The 19,674-nt window shown below is 67.0% G+C and carries 20 protein-coding genes; 9 read left to right on the top strand and 11 right to left on the bottom strand.

Annotation, left to right across the window (positions count from 1 at the left end; translation table 11 throughout):
• Nucleotides 1-3: 3 nt before the first annotated feature.
• From FBY28_RS09330 to urtA, 7 genes are read right to left on the bottom strand one after another with little or no spacing between them, the layout of a single operon-like run.
• Nucleotides 4-705: an urease accessory protein UreF gene (locus FBY28_RS09330; protein ID WP_216847596.1), complete on the bottom strand. Its 702-nt coding sequence runs from the start codon at nucleotides 703-705 to the stop codon at nucleotides 4-6.
• Complete coding sequence (locus FBY28_RS09325; protein ID WP_141866143.1) at nucleotides 680-1,159, bottom strand: urease accessory protein UreE; 480 nt, start codon at nucleotides 1,157-1,159, stop codon at nucleotides 680-682. Before FBY28_RS09325 ends, FBY28_RS09330 begins: the two co-directional genes overlap by 26 nt.
• The gene (locus tag FBY28_RS09320) at nucleotides 1,156-1,962 is read right to left on the bottom strand and encodes an urease accessory protein UreD (protein WP_141866140.1); all 807 of its coding nucleotides are present in this window, start codon (nucleotides 1,960-1,962) and stop codon (nucleotides 1,156-1,158) included. The genes FBY28_RS09325 and FBY28_RS09320 overlap by 4 nt, the downstream gene beginning before the upstream one ends.
• Nucleotides 1,959-2,576, bottom strand: a complete 618-nt coding sequence (gene ureG, locus FBY28_RS09315; RefSeq protein ID WP_141866139.1) for an urease accessory protein UreG — start codon at nucleotides 2,574-2,576, stop codon at nucleotides 1,959-1,961. The genes FBY28_RS09320 and ureG overlap by 4 nt, the downstream gene beginning before the upstream one ends.
• Nucleotides 2,577-2,587: 11 nt before the next feature.
• The gene (gene ureC / locus FBY28_RS09310) at nucleotides 2,588-4,303 is read right to left on the bottom strand and encodes an urease subunit alpha (RefSeq protein WP_141866137.1); all 1,716 of its coding nucleotides are present in this window, start codon (nucleotides 4,301-4,303) and stop codon (nucleotides 2,588-2,590) included.
• Complete coding sequence (locus tag FBY28_RS09305; RefSeq protein ID WP_141866135.1) at nucleotides 4,300-5,019, bottom strand: urease subunit beta; 720 nt, start codon at nucleotides 5,017-5,019, stop codon at nucleotides 4,300-4,302. Before FBY28_RS09305 ends, ureC begins: the two co-directional genes overlap by 4 nt.
• A gap of 3 nt (nucleotides 5,020-5,022) precedes the next feature.
• On the bottom strand, nucleotides 5,023-6,261 hold the full coding sequence (gene urtA, locus FBY28_RS09300; RefSeq protein WP_141866133.1) for an urea ABC transporter substrate-binding protein: 1,239 nt from the start codon (nucleotides 6,259-6,261) through the stop codon (nucleotides 5,023-5,025).
• Between the two features lie 180 nt (nucleotides 6,262-6,441).
• Between urtA and FBY28_RS09295 the strand changes: the two genes are divergently transcribed.
• The 6 genes from FBY28_RS09295 (at nucleotide 6,442) to FBY28_RS09270 (ending at nucleotide 14,369) form a co-directional block, all read left to right on the top strand.
• Nucleotides 6,442-7,452, top strand: coding sequence for a helix-turn-helix transcriptional regulator (locus FBY28_RS09295; RefSeq protein WP_141866131.1), 1,011 nt, complete (start codon nucleotides 6,442-6,444; stop codon nucleotides 7,450-7,452).
• Nucleotides 7,453-7,458: 6 nt separating this feature from the next.
• On the top strand, nucleotides 7,459-8,571 hold the full coding sequence (locus FBY28_RS09290; protein WP_141866129.1) for an alkene reductase: 1,113 nt from the start codon (nucleotides 7,459-7,461) through the stop codon (nucleotides 8,569-8,571).
• Nucleotides 8,572-8,735: 164 nt separating this feature from the next.
• The gene (locus FBY28_RS09285; RefSeq protein ID WP_019511165.1) at nucleotides 8,736-9,947 is read left to right on the top strand and encodes an acetyl-CoA C-acetyltransferase; all 1,212 of its coding nucleotides are present in this window, start codon (nucleotides 8,736-8,738) and stop codon (nucleotides 9,945-9,947) included.
• Between the two features lie 15 nt (nucleotides 9,948-9,962).
• The gene (locus FBY28_RS09280; protein ID WP_141866127.1) at nucleotides 9,963-12,110 is read left to right on the top strand and encodes a 3-hydroxyacyl-CoA dehydrogenase NAD-binding domain-containing protein; all 2,148 of its coding nucleotides are present in this window, start codon (nucleotides 9,963-9,965) and stop codon (nucleotides 12,108-12,110) included.
• 275 nt (nucleotides 12,111-12,385) lie between these two features.
• Nucleotides 12,386-13,348 (top strand): helix-turn-helix domain-containing protein, encoded by a 963-nt coding sequence (locus tag FBY28_RS09275; RefSeq protein WP_141866125.1) that lies wholly within the window; start codon nucleotides 12,386-12,388, stop codon nucleotides 13,346-13,348.
• A gap of 43 nt (nucleotides 13,349-13,391) precedes the next feature.
• A complete protein-coding gene (locus FBY28_RS09270) occupies nucleotides 13,392-14,369 on the top strand; it encodes a GGDEF domain-containing protein (RefSeq protein WP_141866124.1) in 978 nt (325 codons plus the stop codon).
• A 66-nt stretch (nucleotides 14,370-14,435) separates the two neighbouring features.
• Here FBY28_RS09270 and FBY28_RS25745 read toward each other — a convergent pair whose 3' ends face one another.
• Entirely contained in the window at nucleotides 14,436-15,164 is a 729-nt protein-coding gene (locus FBY28_RS25745; protein ID WP_160145470.1) for a hypothetical protein, read from the bottom strand.
• A gap of 104 nt (nucleotides 15,165-15,268) precedes the next feature.
• Here FBY28_RS25745 and FBY28_RS09260 point away from each other — a divergent pair, with 104 nt between their 5' ends.
• Both FBY28_RS09260 and FBY28_RS09255 read left to right on the top strand, forming a co-directional pair.
• Nucleotides 15,269-16,267: an LLM class F420-dependent oxidoreductase gene (locus FBY28_RS09260; protein ID WP_141866120.1), complete on the top strand. Its 999-nt coding sequence runs from the start codon at nucleotides 15,269-15,271 to the stop codon at nucleotides 16,265-16,267.
• A gap of 106 nt (nucleotides 16,268-16,373) precedes the next feature.
• Nucleotides 16,374-16,718 (top strand): cupin domain-containing protein, encoded by a 345-nt coding sequence (locus tag FBY28_RS09255; protein ID WP_019511171.1) that lies wholly within the window; start codon nucleotides 16,374-16,376, stop codon nucleotides 16,716-16,718.
• Here FBY28_RS09255 and FBY28_RS09250 read toward each other — a convergent pair.
• A complete protein-coding gene (locus tag FBY28_RS09250) occupies nucleotides 16,715-17,128 on the bottom strand; it encodes a DUF5313 domain-containing protein (protein WP_019511172.1) in 414 nt (137 codons plus the stop codon). The genes FBY28_RS09255 and FBY28_RS09250 overlap by 4 nt on opposite strands.
• 51 nt (nucleotides 17,129-17,179) lie before the next feature.
• Here FBY28_RS09250 and FBY28_RS09245 point away from each other — a divergent pair, with 51 nt between their 5' ends.
• The gene (locus tag FBY28_RS09245; RefSeq protein WP_141866118.1) at nucleotides 17,180-17,662 is read left to right on the top strand and encodes a MarR family winged helix-turn-helix transcriptional regulator; all 483 of its coding nucleotides are present in this window, start codon (nucleotides 17,180-17,182) and stop codon (nucleotides 17,660-17,662) included.
• Here the strand turns inward: FBY28_RS09245 and FBY28_RS09240 are convergent.
• Nucleotides 17,659-18,009, bottom strand: coding sequence for a VOC family protein (locus FBY28_RS09240; RefSeq protein ID WP_141866116.1), 351 nt, complete (start codon nucleotides 18,007-18,009; stop codon nucleotides 17,659-17,661). The genes FBY28_RS09245 and FBY28_RS09240 overlap by 4 nt on opposite strands.
• Nucleotides 18,006-19,658 (bottom strand): DNA repair helicase XPB, encoded by a 1,653-nt coding sequence (locus tag FBY28_RS09235; RefSeq protein ID WP_141866114.1) that lies wholly within the window; start codon nucleotides 19,656-19,658, stop codon nucleotides 18,006-18,008. Before FBY28_RS09235 ends, FBY28_RS09240 begins: the two co-directional genes overlap by 4 nt.
• Nucleotides 19,659-19,674 lie beyond the last annotated feature (16 nt).

Raw genomic sequence — 19,674 nt, 5'->3', positions numbered from 1 at the left:
CGATCAGGTCGCGAACAACCGGGATGTCCGCACCTCGTGGCACATCCCGCTGATCTCCAATGCCGGTGACACGCTGCTCAACTCACTCAGCGGCCGTTCGCAGGCCGCGTGCGCCAGCACCGCCATCGCTTCGGCGTTGCGTAGTTGGATGCGCTGGCTCTGTAGCGGGCCCAACCTGCCGAGCCGTACCGCCGCGCTGAGCAACGAGGCCATCATCGATCGCAGCACGCCGATGACGGCGACCTGCCGGGGGATGCCCAACAGCGCCTGCACCACCCCGTCGACCACGGCGGCATGACCGGGCACCGAACCGGTCGACACCGCCAGCAGGTAGGGATGCCGTTCCCCGATCCCGATGTCGACAGCGGTGGCCGCCAGTTGCCCGCCCGCGGACACCGAGGCGGTGCGGCTATTGCCGAACAGCTTGTACGTCGCGGCAAGATCGTCCAGGTCGGTGAGGGTGTCGAGATCATCGGCGAGCCAGGCATGCGCGGTGATGGTGGCGTCGAGCGTCGCGACACCGTGCCGCAGGTATCCGCACACCACCGATTCGACGGCGTCGGCACCGGCGTCCGGGCGACGATGCAACCACTCCTCCAGACCGTGGCTGTGCACCATCCGTCCGGCGGGAAACGCACTGTCGTGTAGCTGCAGCCACAGCGCCAGTGCGGTGGTGAGGTCAGTGGTGGTGGCCGGCATGGTCATCCGCGGATGTCCGCGCCCAGCCGTGGCCGGCCAGCGCCAGATCGGTCACCTCACCGATGACACCCATCGTGGCGAGCATGTCCCTGGCGGCATCGGCGCTGGTGAACAGCGGAACGGTCACGCCGTCATCATCGACGTCGATGGGGGCGTGCTGGTTGCCGAGCAGGTGCCCGAACATCAGCATGACACGCGCGGTGTTGTCATCGAACCGGACCCGGATGGCGGGTTCGGCCGGTCGGCGGACCACCACGATGGCGTGGCCGTCATCGGCGATCACGGCATCCTGGTGCAGGAAAGTGCCGCGCGGCAACATGATCCGCACCTCGATACCGGTGTCGGTGGTGACCAGCTGCCGGTGCTTGCCCGCGTCACCCCAGCCGATGTCGACATGGTGGTGCCGACGGCCGGCGAATGCCGGATCATCGACGTGTCCGAGTACGGTATCGACTATCACGGGGTGCTCCTGACGATCGGTGCGGTGGTCAACATGGTGCGAGCCGCGGTGTGCAGTGCTTGTTGCACGGCGAGCAGCGCCGGTGCGCTGTCCGCGCGGATCCGTGCGAAAATGCCGGCAGCAGACGGAAGTTCGCCGGCTCCGCCCTCAGCGTCCTGGTGACGGGCCAGCGCCGCGCGCACCGCGGACAGCGCGCCTTTGACGCACCGACCCGGCGCGATGATCAGCAGGGTGGCCAGATAGTCGGCCCCGATGGCGGCGTCCGCGGTGACCAGTTGTCGGTCCCGTGCCACCACACGGCCCTGTACACGCACGGTGAAAGCGGTATCGACGGCGGCGTACCGGAATCGCTCGCCGTGCGCGATCCGTCCGGCGGCGATCGCATCCCAGCCGATGTACACCCCGCCGGGTGCGACGTCGACCTCCAACTGCTGGACAAGAGTCGAATCAGCCTGCGGGATGATCGTTTTGGGCAGGTATTCCAGTATCGCCCCGGACTCCACACCGAATGACAGCCGGTGCCGGGCGCCGGGTCCGCCGCCGGCGAACACCTGGGTGGCGGCCTGGGAGGTCAGGTGCAGATGTGTGCCGGACGCGCACCGTACGGTGGTGTGCAGATCGTCATCGGAGAACGTTCCGCCGCTGGGACTCTGCACACAGAGGTTGGCTGCGTGGGGATAGGCCGGATCGCTGTGCAGTGCGGTGGTCACCCGCTGCGGGTATCGCTGCCGCAGCCCGGTGATCCGCGTCGCGCCGCTGGCATCGGAGCGGGTGTGCAGGCTCAGCACACCGGGGGCGATCATGCTCGCGCCGTGAGCATCACACCGCGCAGCAACTCCTCGGTCAGGGCGTCCACGCCGGAACCGGAGCGCAGATCGGTGAACACGGTCGGCTTGGTGGGGCGAGCCACCGCGCAGTCGCGGCGCATCCCGTCCAGATCGGCACCCACCAGATCGGCCAGGTCGATCTTGTTGACCACCAGCAGATCCGCCTGCAGCAGCCCGATGCCCTTCTTGCGCGGGATATCGTCCCCACCGGCGGTGTCGATGACGAAGATCCAGTAGTCCACCAGGTCGGAGGTGAAGGTGGCGGCCAGGTTGTCGCCACCGGACTCGATGAGAATCAGGTCCAGGTCGTCGAATTCGGCCGCCAGCCGGCGGGCGGCGGCCAGATTCGCCGACGGGTCCTCACGGATGGCGGTGTGCGGGCAGGCGCCGGTCTCGACGGCCAGCACCCGGTTCGGGTCGATGACCCCGCTGCGGCGCACCCGTTGGGCATCCTCGTCGGTCACCAGGTCGTTGGTGATCACCGCAACGCCGAGACCCCTGCCGATCAGTTCGGGCACCAGCGTCTCCACCAGCCGGGTCTTACCCGATCCGACCGGACCGCCGATACCGATGCGAAGTACCTCGCCCATCGCGTTCTCCTCTACTTCAACGTGTACCGACGGCCGAGCGGCACCGTCGTCATCGGCACGCTCTGGCACAACTGGCCGTCCACGATCACCCGGTAGGTGTCGGGTTCGATCCGGATATCGGGCAGGTAATCGTTATGCAGCAGATCGGCTTTGGTGAGTCCGCGGGAGCCCCGACAGGCCACCAGCCGGGTCTGCAATCCGAGCCGCGCACCCAGTCCGGCGTCGATCGCCGCGGCTGCCACGAAATTCACCGACACATCGGCCGGTGCCTGCCCGTAGGCCGCCCACTGTGGGCGGTACTTCAACGGCTCGCACGTCATCAGCGAGGCATTGGCCTCGCCCATCACCGACCATGCCGGGAAACCGCCCTTGAACACGACCTCGGGCCGGATCCCGAAGAACTTCGGTTCCCACAGCACGATATCGGCGAGCTTGCCCGGTTCCAGCGAGCCGACCTCGTGATCGATCCCGAAGAGGCGGGCCGGGTTGATGGTCAGCTTGGCGATGTAACGTAGGATCCGGGCATTGTCGGCGCCGGTGCCCTCGTCGGCGGGCAGGGGGCCGCGGGTAGCTCGCATGTGTGAGGCCAATTGCCATGTGCGGGCGATGGTCTCCCCGATGCGCCCCATCCCCTGGGAGTCCGAACCCATGGCCGAGATGGCGCCCATGTCGTGCAACACATCCTCGGCGGCGATCGTCTCGCGCCGGATGCGCGATTCGGCGAAGGCCACATCTTCGGGGATACGGGGGTTGAGATGGTGGCACACCATCACCATGTCGAGGTGCTCGTCGAAGGTGTTGAGCGTGTACGGGTTCGTCGGATTGGTCGAGGACGGCAGGCAGTACGGTTGGCCGACGACCTGCATGATGTCCGGCGCGTGACCGCCGCCGGCCCCCTCGGCATGATAGGTATGGATCACCCGGCCACCGATCGCGGCCATGGTGTCCTCGTAGAAGCCGGACTCGTTGAGGGTGTCGGTGTGGATCTGCACCTGCAGGTCCAGTTCGTCGCCGGCGTCCAGTGAGGCCCGGATGGCCGCCGGGGTGGCGCCCCAGTCCTCGTGGATCTTGAATCCGATGGCGCCGGCCAGTCCCTGCTCGATCAGCGGTGCGGTGCTCGAGGCGCTGCCGTTGCCGATGAAGCCGAAGTTCATCGGGAAGGCCTCGGCGGCCCGCAGCATGCGTGCCAGGTTCGTCGGCCCCGACGAGGTGATGCCGACGGTCACCGGGCCGAGGCCGCCACCGATCATGGTGGTGATGCCGCTGGAGATGGCCTCCTCGACGAGGCCGGCGCTGTCGAAGTGCACGTGAACGTCGATGGCGCCCGCGGTGGCGATCATGCCCTCACCCGAACGGATATCGGTGCCCGCGCCGATGATCAGATCGGGGTCCACACCGTCCATGGTCCGCGGGTTACCCGCCTTGCCGATCCCGACGATGCGTCCGTCCCGGATGCCGATATCGGCTTTGCGGATCCCCGACACGGCGTCGATGATGAGGGCGTTGGTGATGACGAAGTCCAGCGCCCCTTCGGCATTGGTCATGTCACCGTGCACCGCCATGCCCTCGCGCATGGTCTTGCCGCCACCGAAGACGGCCTCGTCACCGTAGACGCATGCATCGGCCTCGACGCGGGCCAGCAGCTCGGTGTCGGCGAGGCGCACCCGGTCCCCGGTGGTCGGTCCGTACAGTTCGGCGTAGCGGGCACGGCTGATGCGGTATGTCATCTCGGCTCTTTCGATTCCGGAACGGTGTCGAGGAATCCGCGGGCGCGCACATCGCTCATCAGCGTCGCATCGGCCGGGATGTCGGTGGGTCCGTTGGTGACATCGTTCTGACCGATCACCACGCGGTCACCCCCGTAGCTGGTCAGCGATACCTCCTGCGTCTCACCGGGTTCGAAGCGCACCGCCAGCCCGGACGGTATGTCCAACCGCATGCCGAATGCCGATCGCCGGTCGAACCGCAGCGCCCGGTTGCATTCGAAGAAGTGAAAGTGCGAACCGACCTGGATGGGACGGTCCCCGGTGTTCTGCACGCTCACCGAGACGGTCGCTCGGCCGGCGTTCAACTCGAGCTCGCCGTCGGCGGCCAGGATCTCACCCGGCGTGAAGGTGATCTCGTCGGCGGTGCGGGTGCCGGGTCCGATCGCATCGTGCACGGTGACGAGCTTCTGTCCGTCGTCGAAGAATGCCTCGACCTGAACCGAACCCAACAGGGTGCGCACACCGGGCATGACATCGTCATCGGTGAGCAGATCGGCGCCGATGGCGGCGGCCTCGGCCACCCCGGCGCCGGATCGGGCGGCCTCGATGACCTCGTCGGCGATCAGTGCCCGGGCTTCGGCGTAGGTCAACGCCAGGCCCGCCGCCCGGTGCTTGCGGGCCAGTTCGGCGGCGAGGAACACCAACAGTCGGTCTTCATCCTTGGGTGTCAGATGCATGTGTCAGCCCGTGATTCCCTCGGCCCACGGATAGTTCTTGAGGAACGGGTCGGGGGTGATGGGTTCCGGTGACTGCCAGACCTGGTCGATCAGACCGCTGGGGACGACCTTGCCGACGCGTGCGGTCTTGGTGACGTGGTGGTTCTCGCCGTCGATGGTGACCGCCCCTTCCGGGGCGTCGACGGTGACGCCGCCGGCCACGGACTGGATGTCTGCCACCGCGAACGAGTCGGCCTTCTCCACGGTGGCCTTCCACAGATACACCGCGGTGTAGGCCGATTCCATGGGATCCGAGGTGACCCGGCCGGGGCCGTACTTGGCCTTGAAGTCGGCGACAAACTTCTTGTTGGCCGGAGTGTCGAGGGTCTCGTAGTAGTTCCACGACGACAGCTGTCCGACCAGGGTGTCGGCGCCGATGCTCTTGACCTCCTCCTCGCCGACGCACATCGACATCACCGGCATGGTCTGGGCGGTCAGCCCGGCGCTGTTGTATTCCCGGAAGAATGCCGTCAGCGAACCGCCCACCACGACGTTGAAGATGGCGTCGGCATCCGCGCTGCGGATCTTGTTGACGATCGTCGCGAAGTTCGTACTGTCCAGTGGCACATAGTCTTCGCCCTTGATTTCGATACCGTTGGCCGCGGCGTAGGCCTTGACGATGGCATTGGAGGTGCGCGGGAAGACATAATCACTGCCCACCAGGTAGAGCGAGGTGACGCCCTGCTGCTTGAGGTAGTCCAGGGCCGGGATGATCTGCTGGTTGGTGGTGGCGCCCGAGTAGAAGATGTTCTTCGACGATTCCAGACCCTCGTACTGCTGGCCGTAGTAGAGCAGCGCGTTGGAATCCTCGAACACCGGCAGCATCGCCTTACGGCTTGCCGAGGTGTATCCACCGAACACCGCTGCGACACAGTCACTGTTGACCAGCTTGTTGGCCTTCTCGGCGAACACGGTGGGATCCGAGGCGCCGTCCTCGGACAAGAGGTCGAGTTGCTTGCCCAGCACCCCGCCGCCGGCGTTGATCTCGTCGACGGCCATCGCGATCGCGTCATGGATGACCGACTCGCTGACGGCCAGACCGCCGGACAGTGAGTTGATCGAACCGATGGTGACCTCGGAGCCCGATGTGTCCGCGCAGCCCTGCGCCGCCGCGCCGGCGTCGTCGCCGGCCCGACTGCCGCAACCGACCGCGAGCATGGTCGTGGTGGCGAGCAGTGCCACTCCCGCGCTGATTCTGTTCATGTGAGTCGCCTTCGCTGGTCATGGATCGTTGGCGATCAGCGTAGGAACGACCGGATTTGCGGGGCTATGGGAGGAATCTCCCATTTCTGTGGTGGGTGTTGCCTGTCCGCCGCGCAGGCGAAACATCGGCGAAACATGGCCTGCCCATCATGCTTTCGGGGACGTGACAAGAAGGAACTGATGGCAGGCGCATACGCGGAGGTGCTGGGTAGCAGCGCGAGTATCGAAACGCGCGCCCACGAGATGCTCGAGGCGCTGAGCGCGCGGGCGGCCTCGTCGGCATCCGCGATCAGCCTCTGGGATCCGATCCGTCGCCGCCATGTGGCCGTCGCCAACCACGGTTACCCCGATCATGTGATGGAGCACCTGAACACCTGGTTCATCGACCACGACCCGCTGTTCGACTCGATGCGGGTACGCGGCCTCGGCGCGTTGCGTTGGCGCGACTTCCCCGAATATCGCGATACCTACTCCGTGCAGGGCGTTTTCGCCCCGGCGGGTTTCGACGAGGGGCTTTCCGCGCGCCTGGTGACCGCGGACGGCAGCTATGCCGGAACCATCCACGTCAACTGTGACGACGCCCGCCATCCCACCGATGACGATGTGGCCGAGATCAATTCGCTGCGCGCACAGATGGCCGCGCAGCTCGACTTCTCCGCGCGACCGCGCATGGTCGCCGAGCTGATGGCGCCCGAGGCGCAGGCCTGGGCGATCGACGGTGACGGACAGGCGCATCTGCTTATCCACGGTGACACCTTCGCCGCCCCGCTGGATCGCATGCTGGTGGCCGAAATGGTGATGGCCTCCCGCACAACGGGTTTGGGATTGCGACCCGAGGCCACCCGGTGGTTCGACGGCGCCACCTGGTTGCACAGCAGGATCATCGACACCGCCCGCCGCTTCGAGCGGGACAGTCTTTCCGGTGTGCTGTTGGTGACCCGCGACCCGCTGCCGTTCGGTATCACCGCCCGTGAGCTCGATGCTCTGACCCTGGCGGCGCAGGGTCTGACGAACAATCAGATTGCCGCTCGCCTGTTCATCAGCGTCCGGACCGCGGGCCACCACCTGGAGAGTGCGATGGTCAAGCTCGGCGCGAGTAACCGGGCGGCGTGTGTCTCGCACGCGGTGACCTGGGGTCTGCTGTCGGGGCGGCTGCTGGCGGGGAATGTTTGGGCCGCCGACAGCGCTTAGACGGGCATGACCGACCAGACCTTCCGTCTCGCTCCCGATGCCACCCTGCTCACGCCGGTGCGGGTCGGAGCCATTGAGGCGGCCAACCGGGTGTTCATGGCACCCCTGACGCGCTCGCGCGCCCAGTCCGATGCCACGCCGTCGGATCTCGCGGCGCTGTATTACTCCCAGCGGGCGGGGGCCGGGCTGATCATCAGTGAGGCCACCGCGATCTGCGAGCAGGCCAACGGCGCCTACATGAACACCCCCGGCATCTACACCGACCGGCACCAGCAGGCCTGGTCCGATATCGCCGGTGCCGTGCACGCCAGGGGCGGAAAGATGTTCGTGCAGCTCTGGCATGTGGGGCGGATGGCCCATCCGGACATCAGCGGATTCGAGACGGTGGGTCCCTCGGCGGTCGCCGCGGACATGCTCACCCACACCCCGTCGGGCAAGCAGCCGTTGCCGGTGCCGCGTGAGCTCACCGAGCGTGAGATCGGCACCATCATCGGCCAGTTCCGCGGCGCCGCCCGCCGCGCCGTCGACGCCGGTATGGACGGGGTGGAGATCCACTCGGCCAACGGCTACCTGTTGCACGAGTTCCTTTCCGATGTGGTGAACCTGCGCACCGACGCCTACGGCGGATCTGCGGAGAATCGCGCCCGGCTGACCGCCGAGGTCGTGGAGGCGGTCGCCGACGAGATCGGTGCGGACCGCGTCGGGTTGCGGATATCCCCGGGAAACGGGGCGGGCGATATGCGCGAGAACGACCTGATCGGCGCCTACGAGGCGTTGCTGAACCGCATCCGTCCGCTGGGCATGGCCTATCTGCACGTCCTGATCGATCCCAGCACCCAGACGTTCGGGGCGCTGCGGGCGCTGTGGCCGGACACCCTGGTGCTCAACACCGGCCGCGACACCGGAACCGATTTCTGCCAGCTGGAGTCCCTGGTGGACTGGGGTGCGGCGAGCGCGGTCGCGGTGGGTCGCAGCTGGCTGGCCAACCCGGACCTGATCGACCGGCTGCTGCTCGGCGCCGAGCTCAACGAGCCCGACGTGGCGACCTTCTACGCCTCCGGCCCCGCCGGGTACGTCGACTATCCGACGCTCGCGGAGGCCGAACCGCAGTCGGCCTGATCCCGGCAGGCCCAGTGGCCACTTGTCGCACGCTTTTCCCCCGATGGCGTGCGACAAGTGGCCACTGGCGGATGGGTGGAAATTGGACCAACCAACAGGTTGGTTTACGATTTTGTTAGGGTGCGCGATCAGTGCCCTGTCACCCACCCGAAAGGGAACAACATATGTCCGAAGGTGCCTTCATCTATGAGGCCATCCGCACCCCGCGCGGTAAGCAGCGCGGTGGCGCCCTCAACGAGATCAAGCCGGTCAACCTCGTCGTCGGCCTGATCGACGAGATCCGGGCGCGCTACCCCGACCTCGACGAGAACCTGATCAGCGACGTCATCCTGGGTGTCGTGTCCCCGGTCGGCGATCAGGGCGGCGATATCGCCCGTACCGCGGTGCTGGTGTCGGGTCTGCCCGAGACCACCGGTGGCTTCCAGCTCAACCGGTTCTGCGCCTCGGGCCTGGAGGCCGTCAACCTCGGCGCCCAGAAGGTGTCCTCGGGCTGGGACGACCTGGTCCTCGTCGGCGGTGTCGAGTCGATGAGCCGCGTACCGATGGGCTCCGACGGTGGCGCCTGGGCCGGCGACCCCGAGACCAACTACCGCGTCGGTTTCGTCCCGCAGGGCATCGGCGCCGATCTGATCGCCACCATCGAGGGCTTCTCGCGCGAGGATGTCGACGCGTACGCCGCGCGCTCGCAGGACCGGGCCGCGGCGGCATGGTCGGGCGGCTACTTCGCGAAGTCCGTGGTGCCGGTGAAGGATCAGAATGGCCTCGTCGTGCTCGATCACGACGAGCACATGCGTCCCGGCACCACCGTGGAGAGCCTGGGCAAGCTCAAGCCCGCCTTCGCGGACCTGGGTGCAATGGGCGGCTTCGACGATGTGGCGCTGCAGAAGTACCACTACGTGGAGAAGATCAACCACGTCCACACCGGCGGTAACAGCTCGGGCATCGTCGACGGCGCCGCGCTGGTGCTCATCGGTTCCGAGGCGGCCGGCAAGGCCCAGGGGCTGACCCCGCGGGCGCGCGTGGTGGCCACCGCCACCAGCGGCGCCGACCCGGTGATCATGCTCACCGGCCCCACCCCGGCGACCAAGAAGGTGCTCGACCGCGCCGGACTGACCGTCGACGATATCGACCTGTTCGAGCTCAACGAGGCGTTCGCCTCGGTGGTGATGAAGTTCCAGAAGGATCTGAACATCCCGGACGAGAAGCTCAACGTCAACGGCGGCGCCATCGCGATGGGCCACCCCCTTGGTGCCACCGGCGCCATGATCACCGGAACCATGGTCGACGAGCTCGAGCGTCGCGGTGCCAAGCGTGCACTGATCACGCTGTGCGTCGGCGGCGGCATGGGCGTGGCCACCATCATCGAGCGCGTCTAGGGAGACTGAACAACCATGGCTGAGAACACCATCAAGTGGGAACAGGATGCCGACGGCATCGTCACCCTGACGCTGGACGACCCGACCGGTTCGGCCAACGTGATGAACGAGCACTACAAGCAATCCATGCACGACGCGGTGGAACGCCTTGTCGCCGAGAAGGATTCGATCACCGGTGTGGTGATCGCCAGCGCGAAGAAGACCTTCTTCGCCGGCGGTGACCTCAAGGGCATGATCAACATCGGCCCAGACGATGCCCAGCAGGCATTCGACGAGGTCGAGTTCATCAAGTCCGACCTGCGCAAGCTGGAGACCCTGGGCAAGCCCGTCGTGACCGCCATCAACGGCGCCGCGCTCGGTGGCGGTCTTGAGATCGCGCTGGCCACCCATCACCGCATCGCCGCCGACGTCAAGGGTGTCGTCATCGGTCTGCCCGAGGTGACCCTGGGCCTGCTGCCCGGCGGTGGCGGCGTTGCCCGCACCGTGCGGATGTTCGGCATCCAGAAGGCCTTCATGGAGGTGCTGAGCCAGGGCACCCGGTTCAACCCGACCAAGGCCAAGGAGATCGGTCTGGTCGACGAGCTGGTCGGCAGCGTGGACGAGCTGATCCCGGCGGCCAAGAAGTGGATCAAGGACAACCCCGAGGGCGGCGTGCAGCCGTGGGATGTCAAGGGCTACAAGATGCCCGGGGGCACCCCGAGCAGCCCTGGCCTCGCCGCGATCCTGCCGTCGTTCCCGGCGCTGCTCAAGAAGCAGCTCAAGGGCGCGCCCATGCCGGCCCCGCGGGCGATCCTGAGTGCGGCCGTCGAGGGCGCCCAGGTGGACTTCGAGGGTGCCACCCGCATCGAGAGCCGCTACTTCACCCAGCTGGTCACCGGCCAGGTCGCCAAGAACATGATCCAGGCGTTCTTCCTGGACCTGCAGGCCATCAACGGCGGCGCTTCGCGTCCCGAGGGCATCGCGCCGGTGCCGATCAAGAAGATCGGTGTGCTGGGCGCGGGCATGATGGGCGCCGGTATCGCCTACGTGTCGGCCAAGGCCGGGTACGACGTGGTGCTCAAGGACGTCACCATCGAGGCGGCGCAGAAGGGTAAGGCCTACTCCGAGGGGCTGGAAGCCAAGGCACTCAAGCGTGGCAAGACCACGCAGGAGCGCTCCGACGCACTGTTGGCCAAGATCACCCCGACCGCCGACCCGGCCGATCTGGCGGGTGTGGACTTCGTGGTCGAGGCCGTCTTCGAGAACCAGGAACTCAAGCACAAGGTGTTCCAGGAGATCGAGGACATCGTCGAGCCCAACGCGCTGCTGGGCTCGAACACCTCCACCCTGCCGATCACCGGTCTGGCCACCGGTGTGAAGCGCCAGGAGGACTTCATCGGGATCCACTTCTTCAGCCCCGTGGACAAGATGCCGCTGGTCGAGATCATCAAGGGCGAGAAGACCTCCGACGAGGCGCTGGCCCGGGTGTTCGACTACACCCTGGCCATCAAGAAGACGCCGATCGTGGTCAACGACAGCCGTGGCTTCTTCACCAGCCGTGTCATCGGCACCTTCGTCAACGAGGCGCTGGCGATGCTCGGCGAGGGTATCGAGGCTGCCACCATCGAGCAGGCCGGAGCCCAGGCCGGTTACCCGGCCGCGCCGCTGCAGCTCTCCGATGAGTTGAACCTGGAGCTGATGCACAAGATCGCCGGCGAGACCCGCAAGGCGGCCGAGGCGACAGGTGAGACCTACGTGCCGCACCCGGCCGAGGCCGTCGTGGAGAAGATGATCGAGATCGGTCGCCCGTCGCGTCTGAAGGGTGCCGGGTTCTACGAGTATGCCGATGGCAAGCGGGTCGGTCTGTGGTCGGGGCTCAAGGAGACCTTCAACTCCGGTAGCGCCACCATCGAGCTGCAGGATGCGATCGACCGCATGCTGTTCGCCGAGGCTCTGGAGACCCAGAAGTGCCTCGACGAGGGTGTGCTGACCTCGACCGCCGATGCCAACATCGGCTCGATCATGGGTATTGGCTACCCGCCGTACACCGGTGGGTCGGCGCAGTTCATCGTCGGCTACGAAGGACCGCACGGTGTCGGCAAGGCCGCTTTCGTGGCCCGCGCCAAGGAACTGGCCGCCCGCTACGGTGACCGCTTCAACCCGCCCGCCTCGCTGGAGGGCTGATATCGGCGCGCCTCTGGGTGCGCGTTAAGACCAGAAGCCCCCGGGCCCGCTGTCCTCGAAACGGCGAGCCCGGGGGTTTCTCGTGCGCGCCGCCGATCCCTCGGCGGGTGTGACGCCATGGGCCAGCCCGTTGGCGGCGTGGATCCCGGCGGCGAAGGCCGCCACAGCGGACCAGAAGCGGAAAACGGGGCGTCGAGGCGTCATATCGACGACGATGCCGGCTCCGGCACCGTGAGCACACTGTCACTGATGCCGACTAGCGATAACATAGTGACATGCACGCTGTCGCCATCCTGGCCTATGACGGGATGACCGGATTCGAATCCGGTCTGGCCGCCGAGATCTTCGGAATGGCCGAGCTGCCAGGACGGTTCTCCGCCGGGGTCGCCCCCGCCGGATACGCGGTCAAGCTGTGCTCCGAACAACCCGAGATCCGCATGCTGGGCGGGGCCGTGGTGCGCACCTCCTACGGCATCGAGGATCTGGCGAGCGCCGATACGGTGCTGATACCCAGCGTGCGCGATGTCGAGCAGGCACCCTCGGCTGATCTGCTCGACGCCATCCGCGCGGCCGATGCCCGGGGTGCCCGGTTGGTCTCCATCTGCTCCGGTGCCTTCGCGCTGGCTGCGGCCGGCGTGCTCGACGGGCGCACCGCGACGACACACTGGATCTACGCCGACCTGTTGGCGCAGCGCTATCCGGCGATCGATGTGGATCCGACGCCGCTCTACGTCGACAACGGGCGGGTGTTCACCAGCGCGGGCTGCGCGGCCGGGCTGGATCTGTGCCTGCACATCGTGCGTGCCGACCACGGCGTGCGGGTGGCCAATGATGTTGCGCGTCGCCTCGTCATCGCACCGCACCGCGCAGGCGGGCAGGCACAGTACATCGAAACGCCGGTCCCCGAACCGACGGTCGACGGCCGGATCGCCGCCGGGATGGCGTGGGCCCTGGAACATCTGGACCGACCCATCACCCTCGACGAGCTCGCCGAGCGGTCGTCGCTGTCCCGGCGCAGCTACCTGCGCCAGTTCGCCAAGGCCACCGGGACCACGCCGATCAAATGGCTTATCGAGCAACGCATCCAGGCCAGCCTGGCGCTGCTGGAATCCTCGGACCTCGGCGTCGAACAGATCGCCACGCGGGTCGGCTTCGAGTCACCGGTGACCTTCCGCCATCACTTCGTTCGGCAGATGCGCACCACACCGCGCGAGTACCGCGGGTGCTTCTCGGGATAGTGGTCACGTTGTATCTGCCGACCCGGTAGAGCAGGCTGACCGGATGACCCACTTCGCCTCGCGTTCGGCAGCGAAGTTCCCGGCCATCGCCGACCAGTCGGTCCGGCTACTGCGCATCTACCTGTGCGCCACCGGGTTTCTCTACACCTATGGTGTCGTGTTCACGATCTTTCCGGTGCGTACCGACCTTGAGTTCGCCAATCCCGTCGGCGGCATCATCGCGGTTGCACTCAGCGCAGCGGCGCTGATCCAGCTGGCCGTCCGCCCGGACCACACGCTGCCCGCCACCGTTGCCGCGGTCGCCGCCACCCCGACGGTGATGGCCTTCCACGTCACCCTGACCGCCGAATACATGTGCCTCATCGCGCCGATGTTCCTGGCGATGTACCTACGCGCCTTCTATCCGGCCCGCCGCGCGTGGACGTGGATCGCGATACTGGTCATGTGCTGTGTCGGCGCGGTCGCGGTGGCCCCGGCACCGCATGTCGGGGTGATCACCTTCCTCATCATCGCGGTCGCGATCACCGGTGCGGCGGAATCCTTCGGACTGCTGATGCGTGCGATGTTCACCGCCGCGTGCACCGATCCGCTCACCGGACTGGCGAACCGCGCGGGCTGGGAGATGGCTACCGCGGATCTGATCGGCCGGTCGGGTGCGCGACCGGTCACGGTGATCGCGCTGGATATCGACGGGCTCAAGGCGATCAACGACACCCAGGGCCATTCGGCGGGTGACCGGCGCATCACCGACTGCGCACAGTTGTGGTCGAGGTTGATACCGCGCGGGGCGGTCCTGGCGCGCTTGGGTGGCGACGAGTTCGCGATCTGTCTCGCCGGTGCGGACGCCGCTGATCGCGAGCGTTTGATCGATGCCATCCGATCGAGGACACCGGGGGTCAGTATTGGCACCGCCACCGATGCGGTGGCACCCGACGGTATCGGTGAGCTCTATGCCCGCGCGGACGCCGATCTGTACCGCGGACGCGGCCGGCCGTTGCGCGAGGTGTCCGACCCCGGCTAGCCGGCGAGGGGCGACGGCGCGGAATGCCGCACGCTCTTCACGCGGCCGACGGCCCAGGGTTATCGATCAGATGCAGGGGGTGAAGAACAGCAGGCGCGGGCCACAACCGAGCAGCGGCCCCGGCAATCCCGGAGGCGGCGGCAGTCCCGGCAGACCGATCGGCGGCGGCGGCGGGAGCTGCGGGGGACCGGGCAGACCGATCGGCGGGGGCGGCGGCAAGCCCGGCAGTCCGGCGGGCGGCGGGGGAAGGCTCGGCAGACCCAGCGCAGGAAGCGCAGTCGACATCCGCGCCACGTCGGAGACCGCCGAGAACGTCTGCCCGGTCGCCTGCACGGCGCCCAAGGTGCCGCCCAACGGGCTGACCTGGCCGGGCAGCAGACCGAACAGCGCCAGGGTGGCGGCGGTGTCGGCGGCGGCGCCGGCGAGCACCGCGGGCCAGCCGACGATGGTGTTGGCGATGCCGAAGGACGTACCGATGGTCGAGTTGATCTCGGGCAGAGCGCCCACGTTGCGGGCCAACTGGACCACGCCACCGAGCTGATCCGGGGTCAGTTTGGCGACAGCAGGCGTCCGGGCCTTCTGGACCGCGGCCGAGATCAACGACTGGCATTCGCCGGTGTCGGAGTTGCGGACCTGCGAGTCATTGCAGGTGTCGACGCAGTTGCCGTTGTAGGAGACCTGACCGCGCGAGCACTGCTCGGCGAGCGCCGGGGGTGCGAAGGCCACGGTCATGGCGGTCAGCGGCAGCGCGGCCGCCAGCGCGGCATTCGCGATGCGACGTCGGGTGGCAGTCATGACCATGTCCTTCATTTGGTGCAGCAACGATTTAGGTACAGCAACGATCCCGTCACAGTGTAGACGATGTGAGAAAGTGGCGCGTGGGCCTAAAGTCGATGGCTATGCGCTTCGGACTGTTCATCCCGCAGGGTTGGCGACTCGATCTCGTCGACATCCCCACCGAAAACCACTGGTCAGTGATGAATGAACTGGCTCGTCACGCCGATAACAGCACGTGGGACTCGGTGTGGGTGTACGACCACTTCCACACGGTTCCGCTGCCCACCGACGAGGCCACCCATGAGGCCTGGTCGCTGATGGCGGCACTCGCAGCGGTCACCGAACGGGTGAAATTGGGCCAGATGTGCACCGCCATGAGCTATCGCAACCCGGCCTACCTGGCAAAGGTTGCCGCCACCACCGACATCATCTCCGGCGGCCGCGTCCAGATGGGTATCGGGGGCGGCTGGTACGAACACGAGTGGCGCGCCTACGGCTACGGCTTCCCCTCGGCGGGCGAGCGGCTGGGTCGTCTCGACGAGGGTGTGCAGATCATGCTGGACGCCTGGCGCGACGGCCGGGTCACCCTCGAGGGCAAGCATTATCAGGTGAACGACGCCATCGTCGCGCCCAAGCCGCTGCAGGAGGGCGGGCCGCCGCTGTGGATCGCAGGCGGCGGCGAGAAGGTGACACTGAAGATCGCGGCCAAGTACGCCCGCTACACGAACTTCAGCAGCGCGCCGGAGGATTTCCGGCACAAGTCCGATGTGCTGGCCGAGCACTGTCGCGCGGTGGGCACCGACTTCGACGCCATCGTCCGCTCGGCGAACTTCAACTGCGTCCTGGCAAGTTCCGAAGACGAGGTGAGCCGGCGCCTGCAGCGCATCCGGGACCGCCAGGTCGGCGCCGTCGGCGAGGATGCCGCACCCGCCATCGATGCCATGCTCGCCAACGTCGCCTCGCCGGACTCGGCCACCGGTACCCCCGAGCAGGTCATCGAACGCCTCTCGCGGCTGCGCGATCTCGGGTGCGAGTACGCCATCATGTACTTCCCCGAGGCGGCCTACGACCGCTCCGGGATCGAACTCTTCGAGCGTGAGGTCATTCCCGCGCTGAGCTAGTGGCGTGGCGCCCTGAGCCGAAATGCCATGGTGAAACTTTTTTGGTGGACGGGGTCAGCGTCTGACGCCGATCGCCGGCCTTGCGGTTGCTGCGATAGTGGCAGGTATGGAAAAGATCTCATTGACCGCGCTGGCTCGCGAGCATCTGGAGACCGCACGTTCGGCCAGCAGTGGTCGCAGTGCGCACACCGTCTACGGCGGACACGAACACAGCTTGCGGCAGACGCTGTTGGCGCTGTCGGCGGGAAACGGGCTCGACGATCACGAGAGCCCGGGGGAGGCGACGCTGCAGGTGCTGCAGGGCCGGGTCCGGCTCACGACGGCCGAGGCGAATTGGGAGGGCTCGGCCGGCGATCATCTGGTGGTGCCGAAGGTTCGGCACGGGCTGTCGGCGCTAGAGGACTCGGTGGTGCTGTTGACCGTCGTGAAGGCCGTCGGCCCGCACGTCTAGAACGGGCTCGGGTTGGACTGCCACTCGGCATCCTGTGGCCGGGCGCCGTAGCGGCGGGCGTAGTCCTCGTGCAGGCGGGCGTTCTTCTCCCGGTTCATGGTGTCGATCAGTTTGGGGTCCAGCCCGTGCTGGGAAAGCCGGTGCCGACGCCACACCTTGTTCAGCACGAAGGCCATGATCAACGCCCAGGTGTAAATGGGCACGGTCATCTCCAGGTGGACGTACAGTGATGCCGGCAACAGCCACAGCGGAGCAAGGATGACGGCCGGCGGGATCGCGTAGCGCAGCATGTGCCTGCGCACCGCGCCCTTGCCCGTCAGGTCGGCCGTCACCCAATCGCGCATGGAGTCGGGCAGGCGGCGTCCGTATGCGTAGAGCACCCGCTGGAAGAAGCTCGGTGTTGCGGCCATGTTTTAGATAGTACCCTAATCATTAGTAGGCAAAGCAAGTAGTACAGTGTGATGGTGGCCGCTGTGACCGAAGACCTCGACCCCCTCGCCCTGGAACGTCAGGTGTGTTTCGCGCTGGCGGTCACCAACCGCGCAGTGCTGGCGGTGTACCGCCCACTCCTGGAACCGCTGGGCCTGACCCATCCCCAGTACCTCGTGATGCTGGCGCTGTGGGACAACGACAAGGCGGGCGGTGATGCGCTGTCGGTCAAGCAGATCGCCGGGTTGCTGCAGATGGACTCGGCGACCGTCTCACCGATGCTCAAACGCCTCGAGGCGCTCGGATTCATCAGCCGCACCCGCAGCGTCTCCGACGAGCGCACCACACTGATCACCCTGACCAAGGGGGGTTCCGCACTGCGACGGCAGGCGCTGGCCATCCCGCCGGCTGTGGTGGCCCGGCTCGGGGTCGACATGGCCGAACTGGAGCAGCTGCACTCCGTGCTCACCCGGATCAACCTGGCCGCGGTGGCGGCCGGTGCGCTCGATTCCTAGCCGCGGTGTGACAACACGTTGACGGTGTTGCCCGCACCGTCGGCGAAGAAGAATCTCCGCACACCCCACGGCTCATCGGAGAGCGGGTGCACGATGGTCAGTCCCGCCGCGATCGCTGCCCGGTACGCGGCATCGACATCGTCGACCTCGACCGACACGGTGGGATTGACCGGCGCGGTCTGATCCCTTGTCATCAGGCTCAGCTGATGACGGTGTTCGGCATCGGCGAGTGTGACGATCCAACCGTGATTCATCACCTCGGTCAGCCCGAGCGTCGCGATGTAGGCGGCGCGGGCGGCGTCGATATCGGGCACGGTCAAGATCGGCACCACTCGGCCGACGGTCATATCGCCGGGCCCAGCAGGTCGTCGGCGTCCTTGATGAGGTAGCCGTAGCCCTGCTCGGCGAGGAACCGCTGCCGGTGGGCGGCGTACTCCGCATCCAGGCTGTCGCGGCTGACCACCGAATAGAAGATCGCGCCACCGCCGTCGGCCTTGGGCCGCAGCAACCGGCCCAACCGCTGCGCCTCCTCCTGACGTGACCCGAAGGTTCCCGAAACCTGGACGGCGACCGAGGCTTCGGGCAGGTCGATGGAGAAGTTGGCGACCTTGGAGACCACCAGCGTGCGGATCTCGCCGCGCCGGAACTGGTCGAAGAGCTCCTCGCGCTCGGCGTTCTTGGTCGACCCCTGGATCACCGGCGCACCGAGCTCCTGACCGAGTTCGTCGAGCTGGTCGAGGTAGGCGCCGATCACCAGTGTCGGCTCGTTCTTGTGCTTCTCCAGGATCGACTTCACCACCGCGATCTTGGTGTGCGCCGTCGAGCACAGCTTGTAGCGTTCCTCCGGTTCGGCGGTCGCGTAGATCATCCGCTCGTTGTCGGTCATGGTGACCCGGACCTCGATGCACTCGGCCGGTGCGATCCAGCCCTGGGCCTCGATGTCCTTCCACGGCGCGTCGTAGCGCTTCGGCCCGATCAGTGAGAACACATCACCCTCGCGACCGTCCTCGCGAATGAGGGTGGCGGTCAACCCGAGCCGGCGGCGCGACTGCAGATCGGCGGTCATCCGGAACACCGGCGCGGGCAGCAGATGCACCTCGTCGTAGATGATCAGGCCCCAGTCGCGGCTGTCGAAGAGCTCGAGATGCTTGTATTCGCCCTTGGTGCGCCGGGTGATCACCTGATAGGTCGCGATGGTGACCGGGCGGATCTCCTTGCGTTCGCCCGAGTACTCACCGATCTCCTCCTCGGTGAGCGAGGTCCGTGCGATCAGCTCGCGCTTCCACTGCCTGCCCGCCACCGTGTTGGTGACGAGGATCAGGGTGGTGGCGCCGGCCTTGGCCATGGCGGCAGCGCCGACGATCGTCTTCCCGGCGCCGCACGGCAGCACGACCACACCCGAGCCGCCCGCCCAGAACGATTCGGCCGCCAGCTCCTGGTAGTCGCGCAGCGCCCAGCCGTCCTGGGCGAGGTCGATCCGGTGCGCCTCACCGTCGACGTAACCGGCCAGATCCTCGGCGGGCCAGCCGATCTTGAGCAACATCTGTTTGATCCGCCCACGCTCGCTGCCGTGCACAATGACGGTGTCGTCGTCGATGCGGGCACCGAGCATCGGGGTGATCTTCTTGTTGCGCAGCACCTCTTCGAGCACCGCGCGATCCAGGCTGACCAACGTCAGCCCGTGCGCGGGGTGCTTGACCAGCTGCAGGCGCCCGTAGCGCGCCATGGTGTCGACGATGTCGACCAGCAGCGGCTGCGGGACCGCGTAGCGGGAGAAGCTGACCAGCGCATCGACGACCTGCTCGGCGTCATGCCCGGCGGCGCGGGCGTTCCAGAGCGCCAGCGGGGTGATCCGATAGGTGTGGATGTGTTCGGGTGCGCGTTCCAGTTCGGCGAACGGCGCTATCGCGGCGCGCGCGGCGCCGGCGAGTTCGTGATCGGTTTCGAGCAGCACGGTCTTATCGGACTGGACGATCAGCGGGCCCTCGGTGCTCATGCGCGATGCTCCTCGG

It is taken from the genome of Arthrobacter sp. SLBN-53 (assembly GCF_006715585.1).
Classification (GTDB): Bacteria; Actinomycetota; Actinomycetes; order Mycobacteriales; family Mycobacteriaceae; genus Mycobacterium; species Mycobacterium neoaurum_A.
The sequence above is the reverse complement of the archived record's forward strand: the minus strand, read 5'-3'. Positions and strand labels throughout refer to the sequence as shown.